Genomic DNA, 20131 nt, shown 5'->3' on the forward strand with positions numbered 1-20131 from the left:
ATGAGTGTACTCTGGAACAACTGTCTCGCTAAACTTGAAAATGAAATTTCTTCCTCGGAATTCAGCACCTGGATTAGACCCTTGCAGGCAATCGAAACCGATGGACAAATCAAGTTATTAGCGCCGAACCGGTTTGTGCTGGATTGGGTAAAAGAACATCATTTCGCCAAACTGGAAGAGGCGATACAGCAATTTTCCAACGGCTCCTTAAGCTTACAATTGGACATCGGCTCAAAGAAAGCCATGCCGGCTCCTGCACCGCAGCATACTAAAGCACCCGATACTAAAAAATCACGCCCTAACTTTCTTAATAAAGCATTCATTTTCGATAACTTTGTCGAAGGTAAATCCAACCAATTAGCAAAAGCGGCTTCTATTCAAGTCTCCGAAAATATCGGCAAGGCATACAATCCGTTATTAATTTACGGCGGCTCCGGTTTAGGTAAAACACATCTGATGCATGCGATCGGTAATGCGATCCTGCAACATAATCCGTCCGCGAAAATCGTTTATCTGCATTCCGAAAAATTCGTGCAGGATATGGTCAAGGCTTTACAACAAAACGCGATCGATACTTTCAAAGAATATTATCGAGGTGTCGATACCTTGCTGATTGACGATATTCAATTCTTTGCCGGCAAGGAACGCTCTCAAGAAGAGTTTTTCCATACCTTCAACACGTTGTTGGAAAAAAAACACCAGGTTGTTTTAACCTGCGATAAATATCCGAAAGAAATCGTCGGTTTGGAAGACCGTTTGAAATCGCGCTTCGGCTGGGGATTACCGGTTGCAATCGAGCCGCCGGACCTTGAAACCCGTGCCGCTATTTTAATGAAAAAAGCAATGATGGCGGGGGTCGATCTACCTCAGGAAGTCGCGTTTTTCATCGGTAAAAGGATTCCTTCGAATGTACGAGATCTCGAAGGCGCTCTACGACGAGTCATTGCCAATGCGCAATTTACCGGACGCGAAATCACCACCGAATTTACCAAAGAAGCATTGCACGATCTAATATCCTTACAAGATAAACTCGTCAATATCGATAACATACAAAAAACCGTCGCCGAATATTTTAAGATTAGGGTTGCGGATTTATCGTCGAAAAATCGCCGGCAATCCATTACCCGACCACGACAAATTGCTATGTGTCTAGCTCGTGAATTAACTTCGCACAGTTTTCCGGAAATCGGCGAAGCATTCGGTGGGCGCGATCACACCACGGTTATTAATGCTTGTAAACGCATTGCCTCCTTGCGCGACTCGGATGTAAAGCTTGAGGAAGATTATTTAAACCTGTTGAGAACATTGTCGCATTAACGGTGTTTAACTTGTGGATAAGTATAGTCTTTAGCATAAGAGAATAGTTATCCTCTTTTTATCAAGCGCTTATCCACAGCTTTAAACTCCGGTTTTATACAAGATAAGTTATTGATAAATAAGATATTAAATGACTTATCACGCTTTTTTTATAGGCTAATAGTAAATATAAATAAATATCTTATATGAAATATATTATTAATAGAGAACGGCTATTGGTTCCATTGCAGCAAATTGTCAGTGTGATTGAAAAAAGACAAACCATGCCGATTTTGTCGAATGTGTTGATGGTTTTTCGTCAAGACAGCCTGGTAATGACCGGTACCGATCTTGAAGTTCAAATTGTTACCGAAATTGCGATAGAAAATACGACTTTTGCCGAAATTACTTTACCGGCCCGAAAGTTTCTCGATATCTGCCGCTTGCTGCCAACTAGTGCCGATATCAAATTAGAAGTCGCCGACGACAAAGTTAAGGTGCTTTCCGGACGTAGCCGTTTTATTTTAAGTACACTGCCTGCCGAAAATTATCCGGAATTTTCAGAAACCGAGTTAGACCATCGGTTTACCATCAATGCCGGACTTTTTAAAAAAGCGCTCGAAAAAACCGTTTTTTGCATGGCGTCTCAGGATGTACGCTATTATCTCAATGGGTTATTACTCAACATTTCTAATTCGCGTATCAAACTCGTTGCATCCGATGGACATCGTTTATCGGTTTTCGAAGACAACTTGGAAAATCCAGCAGGATATGAAGCACGCATCATCCTGCCAAGAAAAGGGGTCATGGAATTGGTGCGTTTATTGGATGATCCTGAAATTGAGCTTGCGGTTGAATTTTCCAGTAATAACATAAGGGTTACGATCAATAATACGATTTTTTCGGCCAAATTGGTCGATGCCAAATATCCCGATTTCAATCGGGTCTTCCATCAAGATTTTTTAACGCCGATTCATATTCAACGCCAGTTATTAAAAGATGCCTTGACTCGGGTAGCGATTCTATCTAATGAAAAATACAAAGGCGTAACTTTCGACCTTTCTTCGGATTCCTTGAAAATTAGTGCGCACAATCCTGAACACGAAGAAGCCGAAGAGGAAATTGTCACCGATTATGTTGGCGAACCGCTTTCGATTGCGTTTAACGTGCAATATGTGCTTGATGCGATTTCCAATATCGATTCGGAAATTTCCGAGTTGACGATTGCACGTAATTCCAGTTGCTGCATCATTGACGAACCGGAAACAAGGGCTTATCGATTCATCGTGATGCCGATGCGTCTATGATCTTTGCTTTATGCAATTTTGGGGAACTTTATCAACGGATAAATGAAGCCTTTGAAGTCAAATGAATTAGTTTTTGCCTCGGCATGCTTTTTTATGGCCAACTTTTTACTAACTTCCTGAAATTTCTAAATCGCAGTCATTATCACATGTGGAAGCGACAAAAAACTGAGCTTGTTCATCTAACCGGTGTTAACCGCGCCCTTTTTTTGACTAGCAACTAATAACCGATGAGTTTACAAAAGCTCGACATTTTAAATGTTAGAAATATTCGGCAAGCCAGTCTAAAACCATCGTCTGGACTCAATTTAATTTACGGAGCTAATGCCAGCGGTAAGAGTTCTGTCCTTGAAGCCATATTCATTCTTGGCCGCGCACGTTCTTTTCGAACCACACATATTAAACAAGTCGTAAACTTTGATCGAAACGACTTAATCGTATCGGGCAAAGTGCTGCAACAGGGCGGGCGCAGCAGTTGCCAAATAGGCGTACAATTCGATGGGAAGGTTTCTGAAATCCGAATTCAGCAATTACCTAATCAACCTCGGCATTTGCTTGCTTATGCCTTGCCTATTCAATTGATTGAGCCTAAATCTTATCGTTTATTGGATACTGGCCCTCAAATCAGAAGAGAATTTATCGATTGGGGGACTTTCAATGAAAACGAACAATTCCTATTAGCCTGGCGGCAGTACAAAACCGCATTGAACCAACGTAATGCCTTAATCAAACAAAAGCAAACGCATTCCATACAAGTCTGGAATAATGAAATGGTTAATTACGGTACAATAGTCGATCAATATAGACGAGCCTATTTACAAAGGCTTGAGCCTGTTTTTCAAAAATTTGTCAGTCGATTTCTCGGTACTGAAACAGTTCAATTCGATTATTTATCGGGTTGGGATAGCGGCAAAGGCTTTCGCCAATCCTTGGATGATGACCTCGATCGTGATCTACGCTATAAAATGACGCATAGTGGTCCGCATCGTGCCGACTTAACTGTCTCCGTTAATAATCGACTCGCCAAGGACTTTGTATCACGCGGACAATTAAAATTGTTAGTCTTATGTTTAAAACTTGCGCAAATACAATTGTTGTCTACCCATCAGAGTAATAATGTCTGTGTTTTAATTGATGATTTCACTGCTGAATTGGATACGACTAAAAGAACACTGTTAATAGAATATTTACAAGCAATGGATGTTCAGGTTTTTATGACGGCTACTGAGCTGTCTGAGTATGGTGATTTGAGTAAACTTAAAAACTATAAAATGTTCCACGTGGAACATGGTGAAATTAAACAAGCGTAATGTTTCACGTGAAACATTGGTACTTTGATAAGGTAATAAACACACATGAGCGAAAATATTAAGCAGTACGATAGTACGAATATCCAGGTATTAAAAGGCTTGGATGCGGTCAGAAAAAGGCCTGGTATGTATATCGGCGATACCGATGACGGAACCGGATTACACCATATGGTATTCGAAGTAGTTGATAACTCGATTGATGAGGCCTTAGCCGGGTACTGCAAAGAAGTTAAGGTTATCATTCATAGTGATGGTTCAGTTACGGTATCTGACGACGGAAGAGGGATTCCAGTCGATATTCATAAGGAAGAAGGTCGATCCGCTGCGGAAGTCATTATGACGGTGCTACATGCCGGGGGCAAATTCGACGACAATGCTTACAAGGTATCGGGCGGATTACACGGAGTCGGTGTTTCTGTGGTAAACGCATTGTCCGAGGAGTTGAATCTGGAAATCAGGAAAAACGGAAAGCTCTATAAACAAAAGTATCTCATGGGTGAACCGCAAGCACCATTGACGGAAATCGGTCCGACCGAGGGTAGCGGGACTAAAATCAATTTTAAACCGAGTGATCAGACCTTCGGCGATGTTGAGTTTCATTATGATATTTTGGCGAAAAGACTCAGAGAATTATCGTTTTTAAATTCCGGAGTCAGAATTTGTCTGGAAGATGAACGCACCAATAAACAAGACGTCTACGAATTCGAAGGCGGCATCAGTGCATTCGTTGAACATTTAAATAAAAATAAAACACCGTTATTTCCCGATGTGTTTCATTTTAGCGCCGAAAAAGAGGGTGTAACCGTCGAAGTCGCGATGCAGTGGAACGACTCATACCAGGAAAATATTTTTTGTTATACCAACAATATTCCGCAACGGGACGGCGGGACGCATTTAGCCGGATTTAGAGGGGCGTTAACCCGTACCATTAATCAGTACATCGAAAATAACGGTTTAGCAAAAAAAGAAAAAGTCTCGACGACCGGCGACGATGCAAGGGAAGGGTTAACGGCAGTGCTTTCAGTCAAAGTCCCCGACCCTAAGTTTTCCTCACAGACCAAAGACAAATTAGTTTCATCGGAGGTAAAACCTCTGGTCGAATCGACGATGAATGAGAAATTACAGGAATTTTTACTAGAAAAACCGCAAATCGCCAAAGCGATCGTCAATAAAATCATTGATGCGGCCCGCGCCCGTGAAGCCGCCCGAAAAGCGAGGGAAATGACGCGCCGAAAAACCACGCTGGATATCGCCGGGTTACCCGGCAAACTAGCCGATTGTCAGGAAAAAGATCCGGCCCTGTCCGAATTGTTCATCGTGGAGGGTGACTCGGCGGGCGGTTCGGCGAAACAAGGCCGCGATCGTCGCACGCAAGCGATATTGCCGCTAAAAGGTAAAATCTTGAACGTCGAAAAAGCGCGATTCGACAAAATGATCTCGTCCGAAGAAGTTGGCACCTTGATCACTGCGCTCGGCTGCGGCATCGGCAAGGACGAATACAATCTCGACAAACTCCGTTATCACCGCATCATCATCATGACCGATGCTGACGTCGACGGATCGCATATCCGTACTTTACTATTGACGTTTTTCTACCGTCAGTTGCCGGAAATTATTGAAAAAGGTTACATCTATATTGCCCAACCACCGTTGTATAAAGTCAAGAAGGGCAAGCAGGAACATTATGTCAAGGACGATGCGCAATTGAACGATTACTTGATTCAACTAGCCCTCGACAAAGCAGCGCTGCACACCGACGAAACCGCACCGCCGATACAAGGCCAAGGCTTAGAGAAATTGGCAAAGGAATATACTGAGGTACTGGCCATCATCAATCGCTTGACCAGTCGTTACGACGACGTTTTTCTCGAACAACTGGTCTATATGGAGCGCGTAAGCGATGAAATCAAACAAGACAAGGAACGATTGGCGGCATGGGTGAGCCAATTGGCCGAACGCCTATACAACCCTCAAAGCAAAATGGTCTTCACGCTGGAGCTTGATTACCGGTCGGCCGGCGATTACACGCTAACGGTCAACAAACGGCATCACGGCAATACCAAAACCTTCATACTGCAAGCGTCATTCTTCGACAGCAAGGATTATCAGAAAATCGCGCAATACGCCGAGGATACCGCCGGAATGTTCGGTGAACAATCTAATATCCGGATGGGAGAGCGTCAGCAGCCGATTGAAAGTTTTAAACAAGCGTTCGATTGGATGATGAAGGAAGTTAAAAAAGGTCAGCACATCCAACGCTACAAAGGATTAGGTGAAATGAACCCGGAACAGCTCTGGGAAACCACGCTAGACGCCAACAGTCGCCGCATGCTGCAAGTCCGCATCGAAGACGCGATCGCCGCCGACGAAATCTTCACAACGCTAATGGGCGACATCGTCGAACCGCGCCGGGATTTCATCGTCAAGAATGCGCTGGATGTGACGAATTTGGATGTGTAGGTGTTTGGTCTAAATGGGTGGTTGTTAAATGATAAGGAAAACAGATATTATCCGAAATTGGATGATATACAGAAACCTTATAATAATTAGACGTTATGATTACCGATCCAGCCACACTTGCCGACGTGCGTCAGACTTTCCGCGATTAAGAAGCTGTCGTCTGAGGGGCTATTTTGTGGCGTCACGCCAAGCGATTGGTTTCAGTTAGATCGCCCCGACGACTCATTTAACTTGCCGCTTGTCCTTGGCTATGCCTGCCTAGACCAAGTCCTTGGTCAACTGCGAGATCAGGGCGTCTTTGTTTGCCGCTCATCACTACTCGGTGCCAAGATGGAAGCTTCACGACAAATGCTGCCATGGAAGGACTACGACGAGGTTTTCCGTGGAAAGGAGAGGCGGAATCTTCTCGCGCACGAGGCAACCCTGCTCTCTAAGTCCGAATGTCTGCAGTATTTAGCCGCTATTCAAAGAAGAGACTGGAACATCGTATCGAAAGTTTAGGATGTGGCAACGTCTTAGATATGCAATATCAATTGCCGGTTTTTCTCATTCGCTTACCTATGCTGCAGTTGAAGCTGGGTTTAATGATGCGTCTCATTTTACTCGTTGCTTTAAGACGAGATATGGAGTGGCTCCGTCTTTAGTATTCAAAACACTCGAAATGTATGAGATTGAAAAAGAAAGTTCGGGATAATCTAACCCAACGATTATGAAAAAAAGCTGTATCATTCCGAAAAATGAAAGATTCTGTCCGGGAGGTGCGGTCAGAGGGGCGATGCATTACTTAAACAGCTATAACAGGGGCTATCATCATGAACCTGCAGACCGAAAAACTACTCCACGAAGTCGAAACCCTGCCGCCGTCCATGCAGCAGGAGGTGCTGCATTTTGTGGAATTTTTGAAATTGAAAGCCCGCCAAACAGTTGAAATAGTCGGTAATGAAGCAGAACCGAATGGCGCCAAAATAGCGCGATTGATGGAGCAAATAGCCGCACGCGGGACGGCCTTTAGCGACATCAAAGATCCGGCTGTCAATGGCCAACAGAATTGAGCCAGTTTTGGCCATTAAAATTGAGCCACTTTTCCAGGGTTACGATGCTTGATTTAGCTTTGATTTGAGTCGATAACTTTCCCCTCCCAGCATAAAAATGTGTGAATGATGGATGATGCGGTCGACGATGGGTACGGCGACGTTGTCATCGATAAAAAACTCGCCCCAGTTGGTGAATTCCTTGTTGGTGGTCAGGATCACCGAGCGGTATTCGTACAGCGCATTGATGAGCTGAAACAGGTTGTGTATGCCTTGTTTGTTCATCGGCAGGTAACCCAGTTCGTCGATGATGAGCACATCGAATTTGAGCAGTTGGTTGATTTTCTTTTTCAACTCGCCTTTGAGTTCGGCCAGTTCCAAGGTCTCCATCAAGCCCAGTGCAGTGTTGAAGCTGACCTTATAACCGGCATCGATGGCTTTCAGGCCGATGCCGATGGCCAGGTGTGTCTTGCCGACCCCGGGTGGTCCGATGAAGACGACGTTGTCCCGATTGTCGATAAAGCCGAAATCGAGCAGACTGTTGACTTCCCGTTTACGGATGGTGGTCTGAAAGCGATAATTGAACTCTTCCAGGCTTTTGAGCAAAGGAAAGCCGGCGCGTTTGCGGTTTTGCTCGATGCGCTTGGTGTTGCGCTGGCGCTGTTCATGTTCAACCAAGCTTTCGGCAAACTGCAGGTAGGAACTTTCATGGGTCTCGGCTTGGCTAAGCAAGGTCGGCAAGTGCTCGGCAATGGCCGTCAGGCACAAGCTTCGGTATTGCCTGGCAATCTGATCAATGGATGGCATGGCGCTCTCCTTGGCCAGCCGAGTGGCCATTTAGGGCACGATAACGGGCCAGCGGACAGGCTTTCTGGATGGCGGCAGCGGGCTGCGCTGATGGCTGAATCGACAGGGCATCGCTGTCGTCCGAGCGTCCCGCAGACTGCCGCCAGGCCTCCAGTCGTTCTTTCAGGCCGCTGGCCGTTAACCGAGGCGTGTCGATCAGTCGCGTCAGCACCGCTTCGGGAATCGCACCCTGCCGGTTGATCTGCTCGGTCAGCACTTGCTTGGCGCCGAACAGTTGGTCTTTGTAGATTTTCGGCGAGGTGGCTTTCAACAGGGCACACAGCTGAGTCACGACTGCCGGAAACGGCAGCAGTTCATGCAAGTCCTTTTCCAGCGTTTCGATGCGTAGCGACATATCCCGGTAATGATGCCGATTCTTGATGATTTGCCCCTTTTCCAGACACACAGAATGTTCGGCGATCACTTTATGCGTGCCAAGATCGCTGATCCGGATGACGCCGTTAGCTTCATGCACGGCGACACGGGCGCATTGATATGCCATCGGTACCGAGTATTTATTGGATTGCCAGGCGATCAAGCCGGTTTTATCCGCCTTGCGGGTCATGCGGGCCTGGCTAGCGGTCGCGTCAACACAAGACGGCGTCAGGTAAGGCCGCATATGGCCTTGCTCGTTGGCCGCGTAATGTGTCGCCGGCTGTTGGCCAGTGGTGCCGTGTCGCCGTTGATTGGCTATTCCGTCGAGCCAGTCGGTCATATGGGCCTGTAAAGCCTCCCAGTCGGTAAAAGTCTCGCCATACAAGGCATTTTGTTTGACGTATTTGACCCCGGCCTCGACCTTGCCTTTGCTTTCCGGATCATAGCCTTCACAAGCCCGAATCGTGAAGCCCGCTGCCGTGGCGTACTGGTGGAAGCGCGGGTTCAAGCGCAACTCGCGAAACACTTCGCTGATGACCACCAGCTTGGTTTGATCGTACACGCATTCGGCCGGCATGCCGCCGAAATTGCGAAATGCCGCATCATGCTGACGAATCAGCGTCTCGGTATCAATCGGCTTGGCGCAGACCGAAACATGCATCAGGCGCGAATACGACAACACAAACACCATGAAATAGACCGTCGTCGCCACGCCGCCAATTATCACATCGCGCAGTTCGCCGCCATCGACCTGGCATTGCTCACCCGGCACCATGTCCAATACCGGCTCATAATAACGCGCCTGCTTAAAGCTAATCTCTTGCTTGAGAGCCTGTATATAACGCCGTACCGAACGGTCGGAAACCGCCAAATCGTCCACTTTGGCCTTCAGTTTGCGCAGCACTTTGACCGCTGACAAGCCCGGATAGGTTTGCAGCAACTGAATAATGTAGTCGCGGTAATCGTCCAGCTTCTTACCACGGGCTGCCTCTTCCTGCAGGGTGCTGATGTCCGCAGCCGACAGCTTCAGGTATTTGCTCACGGTATTACGGGAAATACCCAATTGACTGGCAATCTGACGCTCGGATAAGCCGTTGCCATCGTTGTATAACGCTTTAATCTGATGAATCACAATCCACTCCTTCATGACGCTCCCTGAAAAAATTCAGGGACTCTGTCAGATTTATTTGTACAAATAAAGTCTGAAAAAGTGGCTCAAAATTGTTGGCCATTTTTGGCTCAGTTTAATTGGCCATTAACAACGGCGGCATGGCAGAGGGATGATCGTAAAGATCGTCCGCTACCGGGGAGAGACTAGCCGTGCTCCTCGACAGCAACCTGTTCATCTACTCCATCCAGCCCCACTATGCAGGGTTACGGCATTGGTGCTTGCAACAGCCAATATTATCCGCCTCGGATATCACCCGCTTGGAGGTGCTGGGTTACCATAACCTGAATGAGCTGGACAAGCGTGAGCTAACTGACCTGTTTGAGATCACTACGCTATATCCCGTTACGCCCTACATCATCAGCGGAGCCATACAACTACGCCAGCAACGCAAAATGTCGCTGGGCGATGCTGTGATCGCCGCAACGGCGCTGGAATATCACCAAACACTGGCTACCCGCAATGTGGATGATTTTGACTGGGTGGAAGGGTTGAAAGTAATCAATCCGCTGGAGGGTGAAGGATGTTAGCTCGGTTGCTTGGGCAGTTCTGGAGGTGGTGTAGTGGGTAAGCCGGAACTCATTGGTGATTTTCTTCACCAAATTGAAAAACCAATTGGCCTTGAACCGCCATCACTGCAATACCATAACCTTTATGTTGCAAGCGGCGTTTTTCGACAGCAAGGATTATCAGAAAATCGTACAATATGCCGATAAGAAGTTCACAGAACACAAGCGGCGCGAACTATTGATAAATTGGGCCGATGATGCTCCAGGAGCACGCTTCTGCTACCCTAGAGAAAAGCATCTTTTACCTCTATACGTATGTTACGGGGTGTCTCAATCCTCTTGCACTGATCTGTACGAAGTTACCATCATGAATAAAAAGTCGAGCATGTACTTGTGGTAATCTGGATACTAACAAAACGTTGCAGCTGACTACGTTTGCCTCGCTACGCGAATCAGTCGCACCTGAATGCAAACGTTTTTGCTGATTCCCAAGTTGAAGCCTAGAAAGCAACAGACTCTTTAAGTCATTATTCAGTCCCCCTCTTTTTCAAAAAAGGAAGCCACGTTACCCACTGGTTTAAATATAGAGAGCTGAATTATGACTATCGCACAGATGAATATAGTTTCTTATTGTCATGGGCCGGTATTTGGCATAGCATAAGCCCCATGTCGACGCCCTTCACAAAAGCCTTAGTCATTTTTCTCGTGATCCTGCAATCGATCGCGCCGTTGGTGCATGCGCATCCGATGGTCGACGAGTTGTCGGACGGCGTTCACATGCCCGGCTTTGAGCAATTCACCGTAGCGAACGACGATGATGTATTGGCGTTATTCGACGCGTCCGTGATCGATTTGGATCAAGGCATGGAAACCGAAACGACGCTGTTGTCCGATTGGCTTCCTTTTGCCGTAGTTTTCGTAGCTTTGGTGTTTCCCGAACCGGATGAATTTATCGGTTTCAAAGTCGCGTTTTCTCCTCCGCCGAATGTGCTTTCCGGTAGGACGTCCTTCTCTCCTCAAGCGCCTCGCGCGCCGCCCGTGCAACTGTAAACATTTTGTAGACCGTCGGATTCGCTAAGTACCCGACCTGTTGTTTCAGTTGCGGCCCTGCTGCCGCATATTGCGGAGCTAAATATGATTCCCCTCAAGCCTTTAAAAGGCACTTTATTGTGTTTCTGTCTGCTGTCGTCATTCGGCGTATGGGCAGACAGCGAAATGATCGTCGATCATTTCGATCCAATTATAATCGAGCCGACTATGACTTTGGCCGGTTTGATCGATACCACTGCCGAACATTATCCCGATGCCGCATGGCTCAAAGCGTTGGAAGACGAAGCGAAAGCGCTTGCTGAGCGCGGGCAAAGTTGGATAGCAGGACCTGCTACCGCGGATTTGTTTTTTTTGGAAGCGACCAGCGGTACCTTACATATTCTCGATGCATCGGTCAGTGTACCGTTGTGGAACTTTGGGCAACGTGATGCCGAACAAGATCTCGCCCAGCGTGCCTATAACAGTAGGGAATCGCAAAGCCGGGCGCTCAAATTGCGTGTCGCTGGATTAGTTCGGTCGGCTTTATGGGATATCGCATTGACCGAAGTGCGTCATGACCAGGCAAAAACCGATTATGAATTAACCGAAAAATTGCTCGGCAAGGTCAAACGGCTTTATGAATTAGGCGACTTGGCCCGGGCCGATTTATTGCTCGCACAAAGCGAATTGTTGCAGAAACGATCGGTGTTGACCCTGGCGGAATCGGAAGTCATGCATGCCCGGAAGCGCTATACGAATTTGACGCGGACCGAAAAGATTCCGGCCGAATTCCATGAACCTTTGGTTGCGCTGAAAACAATCGAACAGCAGCATCCCGCCTTGGCCGCGCTTAACAGTCAAATAGCCCGTAAACAAGCCGAACTCGATGCGATACGTTTGACCGGCTCGGGTCAAACTCAGGTTTCGGTCGGTATCAACAGCGATCGGGGGAACAACGACCCGCGCAGTAACTATACCGAAAGCTTCGGTGTCGGTATTTCGGTACCGTTCGGCGGCAGCGCGCATCAAGCGCCTAAAATTGCCGCGGTCAATGTCGAGTTAAATCGTTTGATTGCCGAACGTGAACAAATGTTTAGAGATTTGAAACTCGCCTATCACGAAGCCGAACATGCATTGGAAGTCAACAGCGCCGAACAGGCAACCGCCGATGAAATGAAGCAACTGGCGGAAGAGCATTTGGATATGACTGAATTAAGTTTCTCGGTCGGTGAAATCAATCTGATCGAATTATTAAGAATCCGTGCCAGAACCCAACAAGCCATCCTTAACGCCAAAGAGCGTTCGGTGATCTTTCAGCGGGATATCGCACTATACAATCAGGCCGTTGGAGTGTTGCCATGAAACGAATCTTGTTATCAGTATGGGCCGGTCTGTTTGTTTTACAGGCCTCAAATAGTAGTTGGGCGGCAAACGCGTGCGAGGATGTCGGAACGAATACGGCGGGTGCGAATCATTGTTCGCCGGTTTCGGCACTGGTCGTTCTCGAGCTGAGCGATGAGCAGATCGCCAATTTGGATATTAAACTCGCCACCTTGGAAAAGGCCGACGAAATACCGCTTCTGACTGCATCGGCGCGGGTGATCGTTCCACCGGAAAATGAACAAATCGTCAGCACCACCGTAGCAGGATTGGTGAACCGCATTCATGTTGCAGAAGGCGACGCCGTGCAGCAAGGTCAAGTATTGGTGCAATTGAACAGTCCGGAACTCTTGGCTTTGCAACGCGATTATCTGAAACAGGCCAGCGAAGCGCAATTAGCCGAGGCGGTCTATCGGCGCGATCGGAAATTACAGCAGGAAGGAATTATTCCGCAGAGCCGCTGGGAGGAAACGCTTAGCCGCTTCAACGTCGCCAAAGCGAAGGCGCAAGAAGCCAAACAAATGTTATTGATTAACGGCATGACCGAAACGGAAGCTGGGCAATTGCTTGCGTCAAGACGGCTGAATAGTCTGCTGGAAATTAGCGCGCCGATCGACGGCACGATACTGCAGCGCAGCGCTTCGGTTGGTGAACGTCTAACCGCGAACGCGCCGTTGTTCCGCATTGCGAATCTCGAACAACTTTGGTTGGAGCTGTCGGTTGCTCAGGATCGTATCGACGTCTTAACCGTCGGAGACAAGGTTAAAGTCGCCGGCACAGAAGCTATCGCCGAGATTGTTTTGCTGGGCCAGCATGTCGATAAACAGACTCAATCGGTACTCGCGCGCGCCGTATTAGCGGGGCCTCAAGCCAAGCTGCGGCCGGGACAGACAGTCAATGCTCTAGCGATCAAGCGCATTGAGACCGCCGCGTTTAAGTTGCCGCAATCGGCGTTGGCGCAAAGCGAAGGGCGGGATTATGTATTCGTGCGGACCGGACAAGGCTTCGAGGTCAAGCCGGCTGAAATCATCGGCCGACACGAAGATGCAGTCTTTATCGTAGGTGCCCTGAACGGTAGTGAAACGGTTGTAGTGCGCGGCGCCGCGACATTGAAAGCGCTTTGGCTAGAATCCGGGAGTGCAGAATGATGGGTCACTTGATTCGATTCGCACTGGCTCAACGGATACTGATTGTTTTGTTTGTGCTGCTGCTGGTCGGCGGCGGTTGGTATGCATGGCAAAGGATACCGATCGATGCGTTTCCGGAAGTCTCGCCGACCCAAGTCAAGGTGATCGTCAAAGCGCCGGGTATGACGCCGGAAGAAGTCGAGACGCGGATTACCGCACCGATTGAGGTCGAGCTGCTGGGTATTCCTAATCAGACGATGCTGCGCTCTATCGCTAAATATGCGCTAACCGATATCACGATCGATTTCGAAGAGGGCACCGATATTTATTGGGCGCGCCAGCAAATCGCCGAACGCTTGAATACCTTGTGGGTAGACTTACCAGAGGGTATCGAAGGGGGGATTGCACCGATGACGACGCCTTTGGGCGAGATGTTCATGTTTACCGTATCGGGCGCAGGTTTGGATCTGATGGAGCTACGTACCCTATTGGATTGGGTGATTCGCCCGGCACTTCGTACCGTGCCGGGCGTTGCCGATGTCAATTCGTTAGGCGGTACGGTACGGAGTTTTGAAGTCGTGCCCGATGCGCTCAAAATGGCTGCCCGAAATATTACGGCCGACCGTTTGATCAATGCCTTGAAGACCAACAATCGTAACGACGGAGCGGGGCGTCTACATGAGGGAGAGGAAACATTGATCGTGCGCGCGGAAGGGCGCATTCAGCAATTATCGGATGTGCGGGCGATCGTGATAGATACCGTTGCCGGCACGCCGATTACGATTGGGGATGTTGCCGAGGTTCGTATCGGCGCACTGACCCGGTACGGTGCGGTCAGCCGTAACGGAGAAGGCGAAGCGGTAACCGGTTTGGTATTGAGTCTGCGCGGTGCTAATGCCCGGCAAACGATTGCTCTTGTCGAACAAAAACTGAACGCCATCAAAAAAACTTTGCCGGACGGCGTGAAAATCGGCGTCTTTTATAACCGAGGGGTATTGGTCGGACAAGCAGTCGATACCGTCATCACTGCTTTGACTCAGGCGATTGTATTGGTGTTGTTGATGCTAGTGTTGTTTCTCGGTAACTGGCGCGCAGCGTTGACCGTGGCATTGGTATTGCCTTTGGCGGCATTGTTTACGTTCATCATGATGAAAACGATGGATATGTCCGCTAATTTGATGAGTCTCGGCGGATTGGTCATTGCGATCGGAATGTTGGTCGATGCGGCGGTGGTCGTCGTCGAAAATATTATCACGCAATTGGCGCACAAAGAAAAAGCCGAGCGTCTCCCGCGATTGCATGTTATTTACCGGGCGACAAGTGAAGTGGCGGTATCGGTCACCTCGGGCGCATTGATCATCATCATCGTGTTTGTGCCGCTGTTAACCTTACAAGGTTTAGAGGGGAAATTATTCGCGCCGGTTGCCTTAACGATTGTGTTTGCCTTGGCCGGTTCCTTGATATTATCGCTAACCGTGATTCCGGTGCTGGCTTCTTATTTGTTGAAACAGGTGTCGCAAGACGAGCCTTGGCTGCCTCGGCAAATACTCAAAGCCTATCGGCCGGCATTACTATGGTGCTTGGATAACGGCAAATCGGTATTTTTCGGCGCGGGGGCGTTATTGCTGCTGGCTTTACTGTTGTTTAACCAAATTGGCAGTACCTTCATGCCGACCATGGATGAAGGCGATATTATCGTGCAATTGGAAAAACTGCCTTCGATCACGTTGGAGCAATCGGTGGCGCTCGACGGACGTGTGCAAAAAGCGTTGTTGGAAAAAGTACCGGAAATTGCCGAAGCGGTATCCAGGGTCGGTTCCGACGAACTCGGTCTCGATCCGATGGGCTTAAATGAGACCGATACGTTTCTGATATTAAAACCTAAGGATCAATGGCGGATGGACGATAAGGAAGCGTTGATCGACGAGATTCGCACGGTGCTCGATCAACTGCCGGGTATCGCCTATGGTTTCACGCAGCCGATCGAAATGCGCGTGTCGGAAATGCTGACCGGGACCCGAGGCGATGTCGCGGTCAAATTATTCGGTCCAGATTCAGCCGTTTTGAATCGAAAAGCTGAGGAAATCGCAGCGGTATTGAGAAGTCTAAAAGGTTCCAGCGACGTCTTTTTGAAACAAAACGAAGGCATGCAGTTTCTACAATTAACGCTGGATCGTGCGGCGATCGGACGCTTCGGTTTGGATATCGATGCGGTCGAGAATCTGTTGAGAGCGCAGATCGAAGGCTTGAAGCTGGGTATCGTTCAGGAAGGTCAAGTGAGGACGCCGTTACTGTTGCGTGGCGCTGGTAGTTCGGCGAATTTCGCTAGTTTACCGATTGCGTTGCCGGGAGGCGGCTATGTGGCGCTGTCGGCATTGGCGAAACTCGATCGCAGCGAAGGACTGGTGTCGATAGAGCGTGAAAAAACCCAGCGCTTCGCAGTCATTCGCAGCAATGTCGAAAACAGAGATTTAGTCGGTTTCGTCGACGAAGCGCGAAACCAGGTTGCTCAACAAGTCGAATTGCCAACCGGCTATTCAGTCGAGTTCGGCGGACAATTTGAAAATCAGCAACGGGCTGCGGCAAGGCTGGCGATCGTCGTGCCGATTGCTTTGCTGCTCATTTTTTTGCTGTTGTTCGCGACCTTCGGGTCGGTGCGTCAAGCGACTTTGGTATTATCGAACATCCCGCTGGCGATGATCGGAGGCGTCATTGCCTTGTGGTTGTCCGGCGAATATTTATCGGTACCGGCTTCGGTAGGGTTTATTACGTTGTTGGGTATCGCGGTCTTGAACGGCGTGGTGATGGTGACCCATTTTAATCAATTATGCATAGCCGGCATGCAAGTTGGGCAGGCTGTCGTAGTTGGGTCGATGCGGCGTTTACGACCGGTCTTGATGACAGCCGCAACCACGGCATTCGGTTTGTTGCCGATGTTGTACGCAACCGGGCCGGGTTCCGAAATTCAGCGGCCGTTGGCGGTCGTTGTTATCGGCGGTTTGTTGTCATCGACCTTTTTGACGCTGTTTTTACTGCCAATATTGTTTCAACGTTTTGGTATGGCAAAGGAGCTTGATGATGAGTAGCCCTGAGTTTTTAGTCACATTGAATGTCGCACCGGATCTTGAGGAAGCGGTCGTCGATTGTTTATTGACGCTGGAATCCGAACACGGTTTCAGCAGTCTGCCGGTCTATTCGCACGACCACCGCAATGTCGGTTTGTCTTTGGCCGAGCAGGTGACCGGCCGTCAACGCAAAATCCGTTTTCAAATGTATCTTGCCGAACCGGGCTTGGAGGAATTATTGGATAAATTGCGCGGCGAATTTTCGGGTTCGGGAATCAGCTACCGGGTATCGCCGGTACTCGATAGCGGTGTGATTTAATTCCTATCGGCACCTCCATACGCCGGTACAGAAATTTGCAGTGCGAAGGGATCGCGTAAGTCGGGCTTAAACAGCTATATTCGGAATAAGTAGCTATTTCATTTTCGCAATCGATGGTTGTTTATAACTATTTCCTGCCGAAACTATTGTCTTATCTTTCCGGTATTCTTCGCTTAGAATGGCGTATTAATAAACCTTAATAACCGTAATAAAATAAATTGCCGATCATGTAGTTTCTAAGATTCGGTAAATCAATAAACGGATAGCCATTATGCAAGAACTGATGAAATTTTTATTTGGCAGTGCAGATTTAATGCCGCATGGTAATTGCTTCCTGTGGCAACCCGGCTTGCTATGGCTGACCGTAACGGCGAATATCGTGATCGCCTTGGCGTATTTTTCAATTCCGGTTGCGCTGCTTTATTTCGTTTCTAAGCGTAAGCAAGTCGAATTCAAAGGCATATTATTGCTATTCAGTCTGTTCATTTTTTCCTGCGGCGCAACACATGTCATGCATGTCGTAACGATCTGGAAACCCGTTTACGGATTGTCAGGCATCATCGATGCTTTGACTGCCGGTGTCTCGGTGCTAGCGGCTGCGATGCTTTGGCCTTTGATACCGAAAGCGCTATTGATTCCGAGCCCATCGGAATTATTGAAAGCCAACTCTCTATTACAGGACGAAATTCGTTATAACTTACAAGCACAAAATGAACTCAAGCGGCTCAATCATGATTTAGACAAAACGGTTGAGTTGCTGCAACAGAGTAACCAGGCTTTTCAGGAAAGCGAACAACGTTTCAAGCATGTCGTCAACGTCACGCCGACCGCGATATACACGTTGCTATTTACCGGTCATGACCGTTATCCCTATAGAACGACATTTATAAGCGATGCCTTTTTAAGCATTACCGGCTTCGCACCTTCCGATTGGTATAGTAATGATGCCTTATGGATCGATCGTTTGCATCCGGACGACCGAGAGCAGACTATCGAATTAATGGAACAGCTGAAAGAAACCGGACAGTTGAATCATCAATACCGGTTTCGGCATAAAGACGGCTCCTATCGTTGGATACATGACAGATCGATTATGACCCGAACATCGACTGGGGATATAGATGAAGTATTCGGCGCATGGATGGATGTAACCGAACATAAAGAAGCCGAAGAAGAACTGCACCTGGCTGCGATTACTTTCGAAAGCTTGCAAGGGATCATGATTACCGACCCTGATGCGACAATTTTGCGTGTCAATCAAGCATTCACGACAGTGACCGGTTATTCTACCGAGGAAGTGATCGGCAAAAATCCGAATATTCTGCACTCTGATCGGCACGATCAATCATTTTATCAGGATTTATGGCGGCAACTGGAAATCGACGGTCGATTCGAAGGCGAGATTTGGGATCGTCGCAAGGACGGTTCGATTTTTCCGATTTGGCAATGCATTACCGCAGTTAAAAACAACCGGGGCGAAACCACGCATTATGTTGCGGTGTTTACCGATCTGAGTGAGAAGAAAAAATTCGAGGAATATATTTCGCAATTGGCTTTTTACGATCCGTTGACTGATTTACCGAATCGCAGACTGTTACTCGAAAGAATCGATCAGGTATTGATACAAGCCAAACGAAAAAATACTTATGCAGCGATTCTGTATATGGATTTGGATCGATTCAAGGTATTGAATGATTCGATGGGGCATCAAACCGGCGATGAGTTATTGGTCCAAGTAGCCAAGCGTTTGAAACAATCGATACGACAAGAGGATACGCCGACTCGGCTCGGGGGTGACGAGTTCGTTATTTTGGTGCATACCGATACCAGTCATCTAGAGGAGGCGACTCAAAAAATTTTAAATCTTGCTGAAAAAATTATGCGCAAGTTGAATGAACCCTATTTAATCAAAGGCAACGAGCATTATTTCAGTTCCAGCATGGGCGTTACCCTATTTTCCGGTCAGTGCCAATTGGCAGCGACCGATTTACTGCAACAGGCCGATACAGCGATGTACCGGTCGAAAGAGAAAGGCCGTAATACCATCAGTTTTTTCGACCGGAGCATGCAAGAAGCTGCCGATAAACGTTTGCAGATTGAAAATGCATTACGAATGGCGATTGAGCAACAGCAATTTACGCTTTATTTTCAACCTCAGGTCGATAGAACCGGTCGGATAATCAGCGCAGAAGCATTGATTCGTTGGAACTATCCGGATAAGGGATTGATTGCGCCCAACGAGTTTATTCCAATCGCCGAGGAAACAGGGATGATCCAGCAAATAGGCGCTTGGGTTATCGAGGCGGCGTGTAGCCGGATTAAACTATGGCAACAAGCCGGTAGGGACTATGCTTATGTTTCGATTAATGTCAGTTCGCAACAATTTCGACAAAAGGATTTCGTGACTAATGTGAGGCGAGCCATTATGCAAGCGGATATCGAATCAAGTCGGTTAATGATTGAAATAACCGAAAGTGCGTTGATGCAAGATATCAACGACACTGTAGAAAAAATGCAGGCATTGATGGAATTGGGAATCGCGATTTCGATTGACGATTTCGGTACCGGCTATTCGTCACTGGCCTACTTGACGCAATTTCCGCTTAGCCAATTGAAGATCGATCAGCGTTTTGTCAAAAATATTGATGTCGACAAGAACAGCGCCGTTATTGTCGAAACCATTATTGCGATGGCAGGCAACCTGGGTTTAAAGGTCGTTGCCGAAGGCGTCGAAACCGAACGGCAGTTGGAGTTTCTCGTTGAAAAAGGGTGCGTCGTATTTCAAGGCTATTTTTTCGGCAAGCCGGTGCCGGTCGATCAATTTGGGATGAACATTGAGTGAATGGGGGGCGAAAGTAATAGCCTGTTGAAAATGAATAAGTCTAACCAGAAAGTTCAGTTCAAAGTTAACT

14 protein-coding genes and 1 pseudogene are annotated in these 20131 nt (G+C 47.9%); 13 read left to right on the forward strand and 2 right to left on the reverse strand.

Annotated features, from left to right (window positions below; all coding sequences use genetic code 11):
* The 6 genes and pseudogenes from dnaA (at window position 1) to ACINK7_RS00030 (ending at window position 7422) form a co-directional block, all read left to right on the forward strand.
* The gene (gene dnaA / locus ACINK7_RS00005; RefSeq protein WP_404358899.1) at window positions 1–1317 is read left to right on the forward strand and encodes a chromosomal replication initiator protein DnaA; all 1317 of its coding nucleotides are present in this window, start codon (window positions 1–3) and stop codon (window positions 1315–1317) included.
* A 185-nt stretch (window positions 1318–1502) separates the two neighbouring features.
* The gene (gene dnaN / locus ACINK7_RS00010; protein WP_404358901.1) at window positions 1503–2603 is read left to right on the forward strand and encodes a DNA polymerase III subunit beta; all 1101 of its coding nucleotides are present in this window, start codon (window positions 1503–1505) and stop codon (window positions 2601–2603) included.
* A gap of 227 nt (window positions 2604–2830) precedes the next feature.
* Complete coding sequence (recF, locus tag ACINK7_RS00015) at window positions 2831–3910, forward strand: DNA replication/repair protein RecF (RefSeq protein WP_404358903.1); 1080 nt, start codon at window positions 2831–2833, stop codon at window positions 3908–3910.
* Window positions 3911–3955: 45 nt separating this feature from the next.
* Window positions 3956–6370 (forward strand): DNA topoisomerase (ATP-hydrolyzing) subunit B, encoded by a 2415-nt coding sequence (gene gyrB / locus ACINK7_RS00020; RefSeq protein WP_404358905.1) that lies wholly within the window; start codon window positions 3956–3958, stop codon window positions 6368–6370.
* Window positions 6371–6842: 472 nt separating this feature from the next.
* A pseudogene (locus ACINK7_RS00025) lies at window positions 6843–7064 on the forward strand (helix-turn-helix domain-containing protein); the annotation flags it as partial.
* A 118-nt stretch (window positions 7065–7182) separates the two neighbouring features.
* Window positions 7183–7422, forward strand: coding sequence for a DUF2281 domain-containing protein (locus tag ACINK7_RS00030; protein ID WP_404358907.1), 240 nt, complete (start codon window positions 7183–7185; stop codon window positions 7420–7422).
* A 39-nt stretch (window positions 7423–7461) separates the two neighbouring features.
* On the opposite strand, the gene istB is transcribed toward ACINK7_RS00030, so the two are convergent.
* On the reverse strand, window positions 7462–8208 hold the full coding sequence (istB, locus tag ACINK7_RS00035; RefSeq protein WP_404358909.1) for an IS21-like element helper ATPase IstB: 747 nt from the start codon (window positions 8206–8208) through the stop codon (window positions 7462–7464).
* Window positions 8195–9754 carry an IS21 family transposase gene (istA, locus tag ACINK7_RS00040; protein ID WP_404361499.1) on the reverse strand — a complete coding sequence of 520 codons (1560 nt, stop codon included), beginning with the start codon at window positions 9752–9754 and terminating at the stop codon, window positions 8195–8197. The genes istB and istA overlap by 14 nt, the downstream gene beginning before the upstream one ends.
* 188 nt (window positions 9755–9942) lie before the next feature.
* Between istA and ACINK7_RS00045 the strand changes: the two genes are divergently transcribed.
* The 7 genes from ACINK7_RS00045 to ACINK7_RS00075 all read left to right on the forward strand — a co-directional run bounded on the left by ACINK7_RS00045 (window position 9943) and on the right by ACINK7_RS00075 (window position 20061).
* A complete protein-coding gene (locus ACINK7_RS00045) occupies window positions 9943–10320 on the forward strand; it encodes a type II toxin-antitoxin system VapC family toxin (protein ID WP_404358911.1) in 378 nt (125 codons plus the stop codon).
* Window positions 10321–10965: 645 nt separating this feature from the next.
* Window positions 10966–11349 carry a hypothetical protein gene (locus ACINK7_RS00050; protein WP_404358913.1) on the forward strand — a complete coding sequence of 128 codons (384 nt, stop codon included), beginning with the start codon at window positions 10966–10968 and terminating at the stop codon, window positions 11347–11349.
* Between the two features lie 84 nt (window positions 11350–11433).
* The gene (locus tag ACINK7_RS00055) at window positions 11434–12690 is read left to right on the forward strand and encodes a TolC family protein (protein WP_404358915.1); all 1257 of its coding nucleotides are present in this window, start codon (window positions 11434–11436) and stop codon (window positions 12688–12690) included.
* The gene (locus ACINK7_RS00060) at window positions 12687–13856 is read left to right on the forward strand and encodes an efflux RND transporter periplasmic adaptor subunit (RefSeq protein ID WP_404358917.1); all 1170 of its coding nucleotides are present in this window, start codon (window positions 12687–12689) and stop codon (window positions 13854–13856) included. Before ACINK7_RS00055 ends, ACINK7_RS00060 begins: the two co-directional genes overlap by 4 nt.
* The gene (locus ACINK7_RS00065; RefSeq protein ID WP_404361500.1) at window positions 13856–16921 is read left to right on the forward strand and encodes an efflux RND transporter permease subunit; all 3066 of its coding nucleotides are present in this window, start codon (window positions 13856–13858) and stop codon (window positions 16919–16921) included. Before ACINK7_RS00060 ends, ACINK7_RS00065 begins: the two co-directional genes overlap by 1 nt.
* Window positions 16914–17219: a DUF3240 family protein gene (locus tag ACINK7_RS00070; RefSeq protein WP_125220696.1), complete on the forward strand. Its 306-nt coding sequence runs from the start codon at window positions 16914–16916 to the stop codon at window positions 17217–17219. Before ACINK7_RS00065 ends, ACINK7_RS00070 begins: the two co-directional genes overlap by 8 nt.
* Before the next feature lie 283 nt (window positions 17220–17502).
* The gene (locus ACINK7_RS00075; protein WP_404358919.1) at window positions 17503–20061 is read left to right on the forward strand and encodes an EAL domain-containing protein; all 2559 of its coding nucleotides are present in this window, start codon (window positions 17503–17505) and stop codon (window positions 20059–20061) included.
* The last annotated feature ends 70 nt before the right edge of the window (window positions 20062–20131 follow it).

This window comes from Methylotuvimicrobium sp. KM1 (assembly GCF_044788715.1).
Taxonomy (GTDB): Bacteria; Pseudomonadota; Gammaproteobacteria; order Methylococcales; family Methylomonadaceae; genus Methylotuvimicrobium.